This window comes from Methylotenera versatilis 7 (genome assembly GCF_000799165.1).
In the GTDB taxonomy this organism is placed as follows: domain Bacteria; phylum Pseudomonadota; class Gammaproteobacteria; order Burkholderiales; family Methylophilaceae; genus Methylotenera_A; species Methylotenera_A versatilis_A.
Genome location: NZ_JUGF01000002.1, coordinates 1,029,317 through 1,042,176, shown reverse-complemented (window position 1 = coordinate 1,042,176; position 12,860 = coordinate 1,029,317). Strand labels below are relative to the sequence as shown.

Sequence of the window (12,860 nt, the reverse complement as noted above, 5' to 3'; positions counted from 1 at the left end):
TGACGTAATTGGGTGAGTAGGTTTTTGCTAAGATAATTAGTTAACTACTAATTACTTAGAATACAACTCAACGACCAATGATTCGTTAATGGTTGAAGGCAAATCATCACGCTGTGGTTTAGATTTAAATGTACCTGTGAAAGCTTTCACATCCACTTCCAGCCATGCTGGAAAACCGCGTTGTGCTGCAGCGTCTAAGGCACCTTTAATACGTAATTGTGTTTTTGAGGCTTCAGCTACAGAAACCACGTCACCCGCTTTTACTTGGTATGACGGAATATTCACACGTTTACCATTCACCAGAATACTGTTGTGACGCACAATCTGGCGTGACTCAGTACGTGAACCACCCAAACCCATACGGAACGCAACGTTATCTAAACGACACTCCAGTAATTGCAATAAGTTCTCACCAGTAATACCTTTTTGGCGATCAGCTTCTGCATAATAGCTACGGAATTGACCTTCCAATACGCCATAAATACGACGTACTTTTTGTTTTTCACGTAACTGTACACCGTAGTCAGATAGACGTGAGTTACGACGTTGACCATGTTGTCCTGGTGGGAAATTGCGCTTTTCAATTGCGCACTTATCAGTAAAGCATTTTTCAGCTTTTAAAAATAATTTCTCACCTTCACGGCGACACTGACGGCATTTAGGGTCTAAGTTTCTAGCCAAAGTAATTCTCCTGTAATCTTTTTTCGCTTAAATACGACGAAATTTATATTCTGCTTAATTTAAATTCTACGTTTTTTAGGCGGACGGCAACCGTTGTGCGGCACTGGCGTCACATCGGTAATGCTCGTGATTTTAAAACCAGCAGCATTAAGTGCACGTACGGCAGATTCACGACCAGGGCCAGGACCTTTAATGCGCACTTCTAAATTCTTCACACCAGACTCTTGTGCTGATTTACCAGCAACCTCTGCAGCAACTTGTGCAGCAAATGGCGTACTCTTACGTGAGCCTTTAAAACCTTGACCGCCTGAAGTAGCCCATGAAAGTGCATTACCTTGACGATCAGTAATTGTAATAATTGTGTTGTTAAATGAAGCGTGCACGTGGGCAATGCCCTCAGCAATATTCTTTTTAACTTTTTTTCTTACGCGTACATTAGCTTTTGCCATGTTGTACAGTCCTTACCTATAAGTCTTACTTAAAACGAATCTTAATAAAATCAAACAACTAATTATTTAGCTTGTTTAATTGCTTTAACTGGGCCTTTACGCGTACGCGCATTGGTTTTGGTGCGTTGACCGCGAACCGGTAAGCCACGGCGATGACGCACACCACGATAGCAGCCTAAGTCCATCAAGCGCTTAATATTCATAGATACTTCACGACGTAAATCGCCTTCTACTTTTACTTTCGCAACTTCATCACGCAACTTTTCTACATCAGCATCGTTCAGATCTTTGATTTTAGTACTCACTGCAATACCAGCAGCTGAACAAATCTTTTGTGCTGTATTTCGACCAATACCAAAAATCGCTGTTAATGCGATTTCTGCATGTTTATTATTCGGGATATTAACCCCAGCAATACGAGCCATACTTTAACTCCAAAACAAATCGCAACTTGTAGCGACCAAAAATAAAAAGCCTTAAATTTTAACAGCTTGTACTTGTTTTTTCAATCTCTAAAAAATCAACCAAATACCAAACTGTTCTAAACAATTTAACCTTGACGTTGTTTATGACGTGGATCCGTACAAATGATACGTACCACACCACGACGACGAACAACTTTACAATTGCGGCACAATGCTTTTACTGATGCACGAACTCTCATAATCAACCCCTACACTACTTAATTTTCAAATAACTTACTTTTAAACTTACTTAACCCGGAAAGTAATCCGCGCTCTTGTTAAATCATAAGGTGTCATTTCAACTGTCACCTTATCACCTGGCAATATCCGAATATAGTGCATTCGCATTTTTCCAGAGATATAACCTAATACTGTATGACCATTTTCCAGCTTCACTTTAAAAGTCGCATTCGGGAGGTTTTCTAGAACCTCTCCTTGCAATTCAATGCAGCCTTCCTTTGCCATACCTCAAAGCTATCGCGCCCCGGCGCTACCTTTAAAATTAGCTTTTTTAAGCAATCCCTCATATTGATGAGACATTAAATGTGATTGCACTTGCGTCATGAAATCCATTGTGACGACAACGATAATTAACAATGACGTACCGCCAAAATAGAACGGTGTATTAAACTTCAAAATCAAGAACTCTGGTAGCAAACAAACTAAAGTAATATAAAAAGCACCAATTAATGTGAGTCGCCCCATGATTCTATCGATGTACTTTGCGGTTTGATCACCTGGACGAATACCTGGTACAAACGCACCGCTTTTCTTCAAGTTATCAGCTGTTTCTTTTGGGTTAAATACCAATGCCGTATAAAAGAAACAGAAAAATATAATCGCTGCTGCAAAAAACAAAATGTAGATTGGTTGCCCTGGCGATAATACGTTACTGATGTCTTTCAACCAATACAATCTTTCACTACTGCCGAACCAACCAGCCAAAGTCGCTGGGAACAAAATAATGCTTGAAGCAAAAATTGGTGGGATCACACCAGCCATATTCAGCTTCAATGGTAGATGCGTTGTTTGGCCACCATACACTTTATTACCGACTTGGCGCTTAGCATAGTTCACTGTAATTTTACGTTGACCACGTTCAACAAAAACAACCAACGCTGTCACCAGTAATATTGCAACAAACAAGAACATCACCAATGGTATTGAGAACGCACCCGTTCTAGCCAATTCCAATGTTGATCCTACTGCGTGTGGCAAGCCAGCAACAATACCAGCAAAGATAATAATAGAAATACCATTACCAATACCGCGCTCAGTGATTTGTTCGCCCAACCACATTAAAAACATTGTTCCACTGACTAGCGTCACTACTGCTGTCAATCTAAAAGCCATACCAGGCTCTAAAACTAGACCAGCCTGCCCCTCAAGTGCAATAGCAATGCCAAGAGCTTGAAATGTTGCCAAGACGACTGTGCCATAGCGCGTATATTTAGTAATGGTACGTCTACCAGCTTCGCCTTCTTTTTTAAGTTGCTCCATTTTCGGAGAAACAACTGACATTAACTGCATAATAATAGATGCAGAAATGTACGGCATAATTCCTAACGCAAACACCGTAAAGCGAGATAACGCGCCACCGGAGAACATGTTGAACATGCCCAAGATGCCACCGCTTTGCGAATCAAATAATTGCTTCAATACGGTAGGATCAATGCCAGGAACTGGAATATGTGCACCTAAGCGGTACACAACCAAAGCGCCCAACACAAACCATAAGCGGCTTTTCAGCTCACTCATTTTACCTACCGCACCTAAAAGACTATCTTGAGCCAATACGATTCTCTAATCTAATAATTTATTCAGCGTCTACAACTTTACCGCCAGCTGCTTCAACTGCGGCGCGTGCGCCTTTAGTCAGCAACAAACCAGTTAAGTTAAGTTTTTTAGTAATTTCGCCAGACAAAAACACTTTAGCAGCCAAAACATTACCGGATACGACGTTAGCTTGCTTCAACACCAACAAGTCAATCACATCAACTGGTAAGTTATTTAATTCTGACGTACGTACGTGAGCAGTATCCGCTTTAGTCAGCGACCTAAAACCACGTTTTGGCAAACGGCGTTGCAAAGGCATTTGACCGCCCTCGAAGCCCACTTTATGAAAACCGCCAGTACGTGACTTTTGGCCTTTGTGACCACGTCCAGCTGTTTTACCCAAGCCAGAACCAATACCACGACCCACACGGCGAGCAGCTTTTTTAGCGCCTTCTGCAGGCTTAATTGTATTTAATTGCATTATCCTTCTACCTTTAATAGATAACCAACTGTGTTAATCATGCCGCGAATTGCTGGTGTATCTTGCAACTCCACAGTGTGGCGTATGCGACGTAGACCTAAGCCTTTTACTGTCGCTCTATGTGACTCAATACGACCAATCACACTTTTAACCAACGTCACTTTAATGGTTGACGCTTCTACTTTTGCTTTAGCCATGATTAGCCTCTAATTTCTTCTACTGATTTACCACGTTTAGCGGCGATTTCTGATGGCGTATTCATTGATTCTAAACCGTTCAATGTTGCGCGCACTAAATTGTAAGGATTCGTTGAGCCAATACATTTTGCAACAACGTTTGTTACACCCATCACTTCAAAAATAGCGCGCATCGCACCACCGGCAATAATACCAGTACCTTCAGAAGCTGGCTGAATAAACACCTTAGCCGCGCCATGAACACCGGTAACTGCATGATGCAAAGTACCGTTATTCAAATTGACTTTAAGCATGCCGCGACGCGCTTCATCCATGGCTTTTTGTACAGCAACCGGCACTTCACGCGCTTTGCCTTTACCCATGCCAACAGCGCCATCGCCATCACCGACAACAGTCAATGCTGCGAAACTCATAATACGACCACCTTTAACCGTTTTACTGACGCGGTTTACAGTGATCATTTTTTCACGCAAACCATCGGTTTGCTGTTGTTGTTCGATTTCTCTAGCCATTATCTGTCTCGCTTCTTAGAATGACAGGCCGTTTTCACGCGCAGCATCTGCTAACGCCTTGATACGACCATGGTATTTGTAGCCTGAACGATCAAAAGCCACAGTAGTAATACCCGCTTTTTTCGCCTTTTCAGCAATTAATTTACCAATAGCGGCAGCTGCTTCTACGTTGCCACCATTCTTAACTTTTTTGCGTACATCCGCTTCAACTGTTGAAGCGCTCGCCAATACTTTATCGCCGGTTTCAGCAATAATTTGCGCATAAATGTGCGTATTAGTACGATGCACGCTTAAACGTGTCACTTTTAGCTCAGCAATTTTGGCACGGGTTTTACGTGCACGGCGTAAGCGATTATCTACGTTGTTCATAGTTTGACCTTATCTACTTATTTTTTCTTGGTTTCTTTAATTGCAACCACTTCATCTGCATAACGAACACCTTTGCCTTTATAAGGCTCAGGAGCACGATAAGAACGAATTTGTGCAGCAACTTGACCAACCACTTGTTTGTCGTAACCAGTTAAGATCACTTCGGTTGGTGTTGGTGTTGCCACCGTTACGCCAACTGGCATTTTGTGATTTAGCGGATGTGAATAACCAAGCTCTAAATTTAATACTGCGCCTTGCGCATTGGCTTTATAACCCACACCTACCAACGTAAGTTTACGAGTAAAACCAACTGAAACACCTTGAACCATATTAGCAACAAGCGCACGCAACGTACCAGACATTGCACTAGAGTGCTTAGTATCATTCGCAGCAGTGAATGTAATTGTTTCACCTTCACGCTTTAAATCAACAGCGCCAGTTAATGGCTGAGTTAATTTACCCAAAGGCCCACTGACTGTAATACTATTGGCACTTAATACTACTTCTACTTTTTCTGGGATAGCGACCGGATTTTTAGCAACACGTGACATTTGCTTCTCCTTAAGCCACTACGCACAACACTTCGCCACCGATACCGGCTGCTTGTGCTTTACGATCTGTCATTACACCCTTGGATGTAGACATAATTGTCACACCAAGACCATTCATTACTTTAGGTATATTGTCTGAGCCTTTGTAAATGCGAAGACCTGGCTTACTTACGCGGTCAATCTTCTCAATTACTGGGCGGCCAGCATAATATTTCAGGCTGATGCTTAACAATGGCTTACCATCATTTGCACTTACCGCAAAATCATCAATATAACCTTCATCTTTTAATACAGCAGCAATTGCACTTTTCAGCTTTGAAGCAGGCATAGCAACTGACAACTTGTTAACACTTTGTGCGTTACGAATACGCGTTAGCATATCGGCAATCGGATCACTCATACTCATAATTTATTCCTCCGTTACCAGCTAGCTTTGGTGACGCCTGGCACTTGGCCACTCATCATCAAATCGCGCAATTTGCTACGACCGATACCAAATTTACTGAAAACACCACGTGGGCGACCTGTTAATGCGCAGCGGTTACGCAAGCGCACTGGGCTAGAATTGCGTGGTAAAGCTTGTAATTTTAAACGCGCTTCACGACGATCCTCTAATGTTGCATTTTGATCGTTGATAATTACATTTAACGCATCACGCTTATCAGCGAATTTTGCAACTGTTGCGCGACGTTTAGATTCGCGTTCTGTCATACATGTTTTTGCCATGTCTTAACCCCTAAAAGGAAAACTAAACGCAGCCAACAATGCCTTGGCCTCTTCGTCTGTTTTTGCCGTTGTAGTAATCGTAATATTCATACCGCGAATCACGTCAATTTTGTCATATTCAATTTCCGGGAATATGATCTGCTCTTTAACACCCATATTGTAATTACCGCGACCATCAAATGATTTCGCAGAAATACCACGGAAATCCCGGATGCGAGGAATTGCAACTGTAACGAGACGATCTAAAAATTCATACATACGCTCGCGACGTAAGGTAACTTTGCAGCCAACAGGATAGTCATCACGAATTTTAAATGCTGCAACAGATTTCTTTGCCTTGGTCACAATTACTTTTTGACCAGCAATTTTCTCCATATCGCCAACTGCATTTTCCATCACTTTTTTATCAGCAACCGCTTCGCCCACACCCATATTTAGAGTGATCTTTTCGATGCGAGGCACCTGCATGACAGAAGTGTACCCAAATTGCTCCGTCATACTTTTAACAACAGAGTCTTTGTAAAATTGTTTTAAGCGCGCCATGATTTATCCTATGCGTCCACTGCTTCGCCGTTAGATTTGAATACGCGCACTTTTTTGCCGTCTTTCAAAATCTTGTAACCTACACGGTCAGCTTTTTGTGTTGCGTTATTAAATAATGCAACGTTAGAAATATCGATCGGCATTTCTTTAGCGATAATTCCGCCAGTAACACCTTTTGCCGGATTCGGTTTAGCGTGCTTTTTAGCAACGTTAAGACCTTCAACAACCACATGTCCAGACTCAAGCACGTTAAGCACAACGCCACGCTTACCTTTATCTTTACCTGTATTTAAAACGACCTGGTCGCCTTTATGAATTTTGCTCATATATTGTCCTTATCCCTTACAGCACTTCAGGTGCAAGAGAAACAATTTTCATGAATTTTTCAGTACGTAATTCACGAGTTACCGGGCCAAAAATACGCGTACCAATCGGCTCTAATTTACTATTAAGTAAAACGGCTGCGTTAGCATCGAATTTAACTAAAGAACCATCTGGACGACGTACGCCTTTGGCAGTACGCACCACAACAGCACTATAAACTTCGCCTTTTTTTACGCGACCACGCGGAGCAGCATCTTTGATGCTAACCTTGATGATGTCGCCTATACCAGCGTAACGACGTTTTGAGCCACCCAACACTTTAATGCACTGAACTGAACGCGCACCTGTGTTATCGGCAACTTCTAGCCGAGATTGCATTTGAATCATGAGAATAATCTCCAACTTAATCCGTTAAACCAACACCAGCCGCATGAATTTAATCAAAACGGCCAGTAGACCACGGTCAGTATTGGGGTACTAGCTTTTATGAATCTTAGAAACTACTAACCAAGAATTCACGAGTACCGAAAAGTCCAACATTATAACTTACAAACTTATTGCGTAGCAAGGCCAAAATCGCTTTGCTACGCAATAATTACTACGCTTTTGTATTAACCTTGCTAACAACCCATGTCTTTGTTTTTGACAATGGGCGTGATTCAGTAATCGTCACTAAATCGCCTTCTTTACATACGTTTTCTTCATCATGCGCATGGAATTTATTCGATTTCACAACCACTTTACCGATTAATGGGTGTTTCACTTTGCGCTCAACTAAAACCGTTACAGTTTTATCCATCTTATCGCTCACTACACGGCCATTAAGGCTACGTACTACTTTAGTAGATTCCGCTAATTTAACGTCTGTCATGATTATGCCTGTTTCGCTTTCTCAGCCAAAACAAGCTTTACACGCGCAACATCCTTGCGTACTTTACCTAGCTGATCTACTTTGGTTAATTGTTGTGTTGCAACTTGCATACGAAGTGAAAATTGCGCACGGCGCAATTCAATCAATTCAGCATTCAACTCATCAACACTTTTTGCTCTTAAATCTAAAGCTTTCATTTTAGCTCGCCTTTTCTTAACTGCCGATTTGACGTGTCATGAAAGTAGTTTCGATTGGTAGCTTAGCAGCCGCCAAACGGAACGCTTCACGCGCAAGCTCTTCGCTAACGCCGTCCATTTCGTACAACATTTTACCTGGCTGGATTTGTGCTACGTAGTACTCTGTACTACCTTTACCGTTACCCATACGTACTTCAGCAGGTTTTTTAGAAATTGGTTGATCTGGGAAAATGCGGATCCACACACGACCACCACGTTTAATGTGACGTGTCATGACGCGACGTGCCGCTTCAATTTGACGTGCAGTCAAACGGCCGCGACCAATTGCTTTTAATCCAAAATCACCAAAACTTACTTTATTACCAGTCGTTGCAATGCCTTTATTACGGCCTTTTTGCATCTTGCGGTATTTTTGTCTAGACGGTTGCAGCATCTTTAGCCCTCGGCTTTCTTACTTTTTTCTCTGGTTCAGCAGCTGGAGTAGCAGCTGGCGCTGTAGCACCAATTGGTGTTGGTACGTTATCAGCAAAAATCTCGCCTTTGAATACCCACACTTTAATACCGATAATACCGTATGTCGTTGAAGCCTCAGCAACACCGTAATCAATATCAGCACGCAATGTATGGAGTGGCACACGGCCTTCGCGATACCACTCAGTACGCGCAATCTCGATACCATTCAAACGACCTGAACTCATGATCTTGATACCTTGAGCACCTAGGCGCATTGCATTTTGCATAGCACGTTTCATGGCACGACGGAACATCACACGCTTTTCAAGTTGTTGAGCGATAGACTGTGCAATCAATGTTGCATCGATCTCAGGTTTACGCACTTCTTCAATGTTCAGATGAACAGGAACGCCCATCAAACCTTGCAAGCTAGCGCGTAAAGACTCGATATCCTCACCTTTTTTACCGATCACCACCCCTGGACGGGCACTGTGAATGGTGATTTTTGCATTTTTTGCAGGGCGCTCAATAACGATTCTGCTTACTGCTGCACTTGCTAATTTTTTATTTAAAAACTCACGTACTTTAATGTCGCTTTGCAACATGGCAGGAAAGTTTTTGCTATTGGCATACCAACGTGAAGCCCAATTTTTTTGGACACTCAGACGGAAACCAATTGGATGAATTTTTTGACCCATGATTATCCTTTAGTTACCGACAGTCACATGAATGTGACAGGTTGGTTTAGTAATACGACCCGCACGACCTTTTGCACGTGGGCGAATACGTTTAAGCACAATGCCTTTATCAACATAAATTGAAGTAACCTTCAACTCATCAATATCAGCCCCATTGTTATGTTCAGCATTAGCAATTGCAGACTCGACCACTTTTTTAATTAGTTCAGCACCTTTTTTTGGCGTGAAATTTAAAATATTTAATGCATGATCTACTTTTTTGCCACGAACAAGGTCAGCCACCAAACGCGCTTTTTGCGGAGAAAGGTGAACGCCTCTTAATATTGCAGTTACTTGCATCATAGGCCTCTATTTCTTCGCTTTTCTATCAGCCGCATGACCCTTGAATGTGCGTGTTAACGCAAACTCACCGAGCTTATGACCAACCATGTTTTCAGAAATCAACACGGGAATGTGTTGCTTACCATTGTGAATCGCAATGGTTAAACCAATAAAATCCGGCAAAATAGTAGAACGACGTGACCAAGTTTTAATTGGTTTACGATCGCGCGCAGCGGCTGCGACTTCTACTTTTTTTGCCAAATGACCATCAATAAATGGACCTTTTTTAATTGAACGTGCCATATGATTACCTTACGCCTCTCGGACGACGACTGATACGCATGTTATCAGTACGCTTATTGCTACGTGTACGATAACCCTTCGTTTTAATACCCCATGGACTGACTGGATTCATACCAGCAGCAGTACGACCTTCACCACCACCGTGCGGGTGATCAACCGGGTTCATCACCACACCGCGAACGGTTGGGCGAACACCACGCCAGCGCATTGCACCAGCCTTACCGATTGAACGCAATGAATGCTCCTCGTTACCCACCTCACCTAAAGTTGCTTTGCAATCTACGTGAACGCGGCGAACCTCTCCAGAACGTAAACGTAACTGAGCATATGCACCTTCACGTGCTAACAACTGCACTGAAGTACCCGCAGAGCGCGCAATTTGCGCACCTTTACCTGGCTGCAATTCAATACAATGAATCGTGCTACCCACTGGAATATTACGCAATGGCAATGCATTACCTACCTTGATAGGCGCTTCTGCACCGCTAATCAATTGCGCACCAGCAGCAATACCACGTGGCGCAATAATGTAACGACGCTCACCATCAGCATAACAAAGCAATGCAATATGTGCCGTACGATTTGGATCGTACTCAATATGCTCCACTTTCGCAGGAATACCGTCTTTGTTACGACGGAAATCGATTAAGCGATAATGTTGCTTATGTCCACCACCTTGATGGCGTGTTGTAATACGGCCGTTATTATTACGACCCGCGTGTTTACTTTGACTTTCCAACAGCGGCGCGTGTGGCTTACCTTTATAAAGATCTGGTGTTACGACCTTTACTACACCACGACGACCGGGGGAAGTTGGTTTGACTTTAACTAATGCCATATCTTCTCTCCTTATTCGCCCGCTGCGAAGTTAATTTCTTGACCTGGTTTTAAGCTCACATAAGCCTTTTTCCAGTCGTTACGCTTGCCGATACGTTTGCCAGCGCGTTTAATTTTGCCACCCACATTAATCGTAGCGACCTTATCAACTTCAACTTTAAAAACAAGCTCAACTGCAGCTTTAATTTCAAACTTAGTCGCATCAGTGCGTACTTTAAAAGCAATTTGCTGATGTTTATCGGCAATGTATGTTGCTTTCTCTGTGATTTGTGGCGCTAAAATCACTTGCAATAAGCGATCTTGAGATTTTGTAATCGCGGTCATCATGCTAGCAACTCCTCAAGTTTTTTAACTGCACCTGCGGTTGCCAGTACTTTAGGGAAACGAACTAAGCTAACTGGGTCAGCGAATTGCGCTTCAACTACCATAACATTGGTTAAGTTACGTGATGACAAATACAAGTTCTCATCAAAACCGTCTGTTAACAATAAAACGCCGTCGGCATAACCTAGACCTTTAATTTTTTCTACAAATTGTTTTGTTTTCGGTGTGTCGATTTTGAATTCTTCAACAACGGTAATGCGCTCTTGACGCACTAATTCAGACAAAATCGTTTGCATACCAGCACGGTAAGCTTTACGGTTTACTTTGTGACTAAAATTCTCGTTTGGTGAATTAGGGAATGCACGTCCACCTCCACGCCAGATAGGACTTGAGCTCATACCTGCACGTGCGTTACCAGTACCTTTTTGAGCATATGGCTTGTGTGTGGTATGTGCCACGTTATCACGACCTTTTTGTGCGCGAGTCGCAGTACGGGCATTTGCCATATACGCAACTACAACTTGATGCACTAGAGCTTCGTTAAACTCGCGACCAAATGTCACTTCAGAAACGTCAACGCCTTTTTTAGCGGCTTTACCGTTTTTATCGATTAATTTGAGTTCCATTATTTAGCTCCCTTAGATTTATGGAGCTTAACTTTAACGGCCGGACGCACAACAACGTCGCCACCTTTAGAGCCAGGAATCGCACCTTTAATCAACAATAGGTTACGCTCTACGTCAACACGCACTATTTCTAGATTCTGTGTTGTAACTGTCACGTCACCTAAATGGCCAGGCATGCGCTTACCAGGGAATACTCGACCCGGATCCTGCGCCATACCGATTGAACCAGGAACGTTATGTGATTTAGAGTTACCGTGCGACGCGCGGTTAGAGCTAAAATGATGGCGTTTAATTGCGCCAGCAAAGCCTTTACCGATCGAGGTACCAGTCACATCAACGATTTGACCTGCTGAGAAAATTTCCACTGTGATGCTGCCACCAACTTGATAGCCACTTAAAACATCAGCAGAAACATTGAATTCCTTGATGCCAGAACCAGCAGCAACACCCGCTTTGGCATAATGGCCAGTAAGCGCTTTGTTGATGCGGCTAGCACGACGCTCGCCGTGAGCAATTTGAAGGCCTGTATAGCCATCGCTCGCGATTGTCTTGATCTGTGTCACACGGTTAGGAACAACTTCCAACACGGTTACCGGGATGCTTGCGCCATCATCAGTAAACACGCGGGTCATGCCCACCTTGCGACCAATAAGCCCTAAGCTCATGATCGTATCCTTATTTTTAGTTAAAGAAGCCGATTACAATTGACCGACTTCTGTGAAAGAGCGCGGATTATACCGAACCCATGATTTTATTACAATAACTTTTTACAACACTTAATACTAATTTAAAGCTTAAATTACTTACAATTTAATCTCTACATCCACACCAGCCGGCAAATCTAACTTCATCAATGCATCAACTGTTTTATCAGTCGGGTCAACAATGTCCATTAAACGTTGGTGTGTACGAATTTCGAACTGATCACGCGATGTTTTATTCACGTGTGGTGAACGTAAAATATCAAAACGTTCAATACGTGTTGGCAACGGCACCGGGCCTTTAACTACTGCGCCTGTACGTTTAGCTGTTTCTACGATTTCCTGAGCAGATTGATCAATCAAACGATAATCAAATGCTTTCAAGCGAATACGAATTTTTTGAGCTGCCATTTTACTTTTCCTTTAAAGAGCGAAACGGCAGGCTAAAGCCTGCCG

The 12,860-nt window shown here is 42.8% G+C and carries 27 protein-coding genes; all 27 read right to left on the bottom strand.

Annotated elements, in window-relative coordinates; translation table 11 throughout:
- Positions 1-51: 51 nt before the first annotated feature.
- The 27 genes from rpsD to rpsJ all read right to left on the bottom strand — a co-directional run bounded on the left by rpsD (position 52) and on the right by rpsJ (position 12,815).
- A complete protein-coding gene (gene rpsD, locus K370_RS09125) occupies positions 52-681 on the bottom strand; it encodes a 30S ribosomal protein S4 (RefSeq protein ID WP_047541046.1) in 630 nt (209 codons plus the stop codon).
- A gap of 59 nt (positions 682-740) precedes the next feature.
- Positions 741-1,130, bottom strand: coding sequence for a 30S ribosomal protein S11 (rpsK, locus tag K370_RS09120; RefSeq protein WP_020166857.1), 390 nt, complete (start codon positions 1,128-1,130; stop codon positions 741-743).
- A gap of 62 nt (positions 1,131-1,192) precedes the next feature.
- A complete protein-coding gene (rpsM, locus tag K370_RS09115; protein WP_047541044.1) occupies positions 1,193-1,555 on the bottom strand; it encodes a 30S ribosomal protein S13 in 363 nt (120 codons plus the stop codon).
- A gap of 125 nt (positions 1,556-1,680) precedes the next feature.
- Positions 1,681-1,794, bottom strand: a complete 114-nt coding sequence (gene rpmJ, locus K370_RS12125; protein WP_013147060.1) for a 50S ribosomal protein L36 — start codon at positions 1,792-1,794, stop codon at positions 1,681-1,683.
- 46 nt (positions 1,795-1,840) lie between these two features.
- Positions 1,841-2,059, bottom strand: a complete 219-nt coding sequence (infA, locus tag K370_RS09110; protein WP_047541042.1) for a translation initiation factor IF-1 — start codon at positions 2,057-2,059, stop codon at positions 1,841-1,843.
- 9 nt (positions 2,060-2,068) lie between these two features.
- Positions 2,069-3,388: a preprotein translocase subunit SecY gene (secY, locus tag K370_RS09105; RefSeq protein ID WP_047541040.1), complete on the bottom strand. Its 1,320-nt coding sequence runs from the start codon at positions 3,386-3,388 to the stop codon at positions 2,069-2,071.
- Between the two features lie 22 nt (positions 3,389-3,410).
- Positions 3,411-3,851: a 50S ribosomal protein L15 gene (gene rplO, locus K370_RS09100; protein WP_047541038.1), complete on the bottom strand. Its 441-nt coding sequence runs from the start codon at positions 3,849-3,851 to the stop codon at positions 3,411-3,413.
- Positions 3,851-4,048, bottom strand: a complete 198-nt coding sequence (rpmD, locus tag K370_RS09095; RefSeq protein ID WP_047541036.1) for a 50S ribosomal protein L30 — start codon at positions 4,046-4,048, stop codon at positions 3,851-3,853. The genes rplO and rpmD overlap by 1 nt, the downstream gene beginning before the upstream one ends.
- A 2-nt stretch (positions 4,049-4,050) precedes the next feature.
- Entirely contained in the window at positions 4,051-4,560 is a 510-nt protein-coding gene (gene rpsE / locus K370_RS09090; protein ID WP_047541034.1) for a 30S ribosomal protein S5, read from the bottom strand.
- Between the two features lie 15 nt (positions 4,561-4,575).
- Entirely contained in the window at positions 4,576-4,929 is a 354-nt protein-coding gene (gene rplR, locus K370_RS09085; protein WP_047541032.1) for a 50S ribosomal protein L18, read from the bottom strand.
- Between the two features lie 17 nt (positions 4,930-4,946).
- On the bottom strand, positions 4,947-5,480 hold the full coding sequence (gene rplF / locus K370_RS09080; RefSeq protein ID WP_047541030.1) for a 50S ribosomal protein L6: 534 nt from the start codon (positions 5,478-5,480) through the stop codon (positions 4,947-4,949).
- 10 nt (positions 5,481-5,490) lie between these two features.
- A complete protein-coding gene (gene rpsH, locus K370_RS09075; RefSeq protein ID WP_047541028.1) occupies positions 5,491-5,886 on the bottom strand; it encodes a 30S ribosomal protein S8 in 396 nt (131 codons plus the stop codon).
- A gap of 14 nt (positions 5,887-5,900) precedes the next feature.
- Complete coding sequence (rpsN, locus tag K370_RS09070; protein WP_047541026.1) at positions 5,901-6,206, bottom strand: 30S ribosomal protein S14; 306 nt, start codon at positions 6,204-6,206, stop codon at positions 5,901-5,903.
- Positions 6,207-6,209: 3 nt separating this feature from the next.
- Positions 6,210-6,749 (bottom strand): 50S ribosomal protein L5, encoded by a 540-nt coding sequence (gene rplE / locus K370_RS09065; RefSeq protein WP_047541024.1) that lies wholly within the window; start codon positions 6,747-6,749, stop codon positions 6,210-6,212.
- Between the two features lie 8 nt (positions 6,750-6,757).
- A complete protein-coding gene (rplX, locus tag K370_RS09060) occupies positions 6,758-7,075 on the bottom strand; it encodes a 50S ribosomal protein L24 (RefSeq protein WP_047541022.1) in 318 nt (105 codons plus the stop codon).
- Positions 7,076-7,091: 16 nt separating this feature from the next.
- Positions 7,092-7,460 (bottom strand): 50S ribosomal protein L14, encoded by a 369-nt coding sequence (gene rplN / locus K370_RS09055; RefSeq protein WP_047541020.1) that lies wholly within the window; start codon positions 7,458-7,460, stop codon positions 7,092-7,094.
- A gap of 211 nt (positions 7,461-7,671) precedes the next feature.
- On the bottom strand, positions 7,672-7,944 hold the full coding sequence (rpsQ, locus tag K370_RS09050) for a 30S ribosomal protein S17 (protein ID WP_047541018.1): 273 nt from the start codon (positions 7,942-7,944) through the stop codon (positions 7,672-7,674).
- 2 nt (positions 7,945-7,946) lie between these two features.
- Positions 7,947-8,141 carry a 50S ribosomal protein L29 gene (rpmC, locus tag K370_RS09045; protein ID WP_020166871.1) on the bottom strand — a complete coding sequence of 65 codons (195 nt, stop codon included), beginning with the start codon at positions 8,139-8,141 and terminating at the stop codon, positions 7,947-7,949.
- A gap of 16 nt (positions 8,142-8,157) precedes the next feature.
- Positions 8,158-8,574, bottom strand: coding sequence for a 50S ribosomal protein L16 (rplP, locus tag K370_RS09040; protein ID WP_020166872.1), 417 nt, complete (start codon positions 8,572-8,574; stop codon positions 8,158-8,160).
- Positions 8,558-9,292: a 30S ribosomal protein S3 gene (gene rpsC, locus K370_RS09035; RefSeq protein ID WP_047541016.1), complete on the bottom strand. Its 735-nt coding sequence runs from the start codon at positions 9,290-9,292 to the stop codon at positions 8,558-8,560. The genes rplP and rpsC overlap by 17 nt, the downstream gene beginning before the upstream one ends.
- Before the next feature lie 9 nt (positions 9,293-9,301).
- Complete coding sequence (gene rplV / locus K370_RS09030) at positions 9,302-9,631, bottom strand: 50S ribosomal protein L22 (RefSeq protein ID WP_047541014.1); 330 nt, start codon at positions 9,629-9,631, stop codon at positions 9,302-9,304.
- Positions 9,632-9,640: 9 nt separating this feature from the next.
- The gene (gene rpsS / locus K370_RS09025) at positions 9,641-9,916 is read right to left on the bottom strand and encodes a 30S ribosomal protein S19 (RefSeq protein WP_047541012.1); all 276 of its coding nucleotides are present in this window, start codon (positions 9,914-9,916) and stop codon (positions 9,641-9,643) included.
- A gap of 4 nt (positions 9,917-9,920) precedes the next feature.
- A complete protein-coding gene (gene rplB, locus K370_RS09020) occupies positions 9,921-10,754 on the bottom strand; it encodes a 50S ribosomal protein L2 (protein ID WP_047541007.1) in 834 nt (277 codons plus the stop codon).
- 11 nt (positions 10,755-10,765) lie between these two features.
- Positions 10,766-11,080 (bottom strand): 50S ribosomal protein L23, encoded by a 315-nt coding sequence (gene rplW, locus K370_RS09015; RefSeq protein ID WP_047541006.1) that lies wholly within the window; start codon positions 11,078-11,080, stop codon positions 10,766-10,768.
- The gene (gene rplD, locus K370_RS09010; protein ID WP_047541005.1) at positions 11,077-11,703 is read right to left on the bottom strand and encodes a 50S ribosomal protein L4; all 627 of its coding nucleotides are present in this window, start codon (positions 11,701-11,703) and stop codon (positions 11,077-11,079) included. The genes rplW and rplD overlap by 4 nt, the downstream gene beginning before the upstream one ends.
- Positions 11,703-12,368, bottom strand: coding sequence for a 50S ribosomal protein L3 (gene rplC, locus K370_RS09005; RefSeq protein WP_047541004.1), 666 nt, complete (start codon positions 12,366-12,368; stop codon positions 11,703-11,705). The genes rplD and rplC overlap by 1 nt, the downstream gene beginning before the upstream one ends.
- 138 nt (positions 12,369-12,506) lie before the next feature.
- The gene (gene rpsJ, locus K370_RS09000; protein WP_020166880.1) at positions 12,507-12,815 is read right to left on the bottom strand and encodes a 30S ribosomal protein S10; all 309 of its coding nucleotides are present in this window, start codon (positions 12,813-12,815) and stop codon (positions 12,507-12,509) included.
- Positions 12,816-12,860 lie beyond the last annotated feature (45 nt).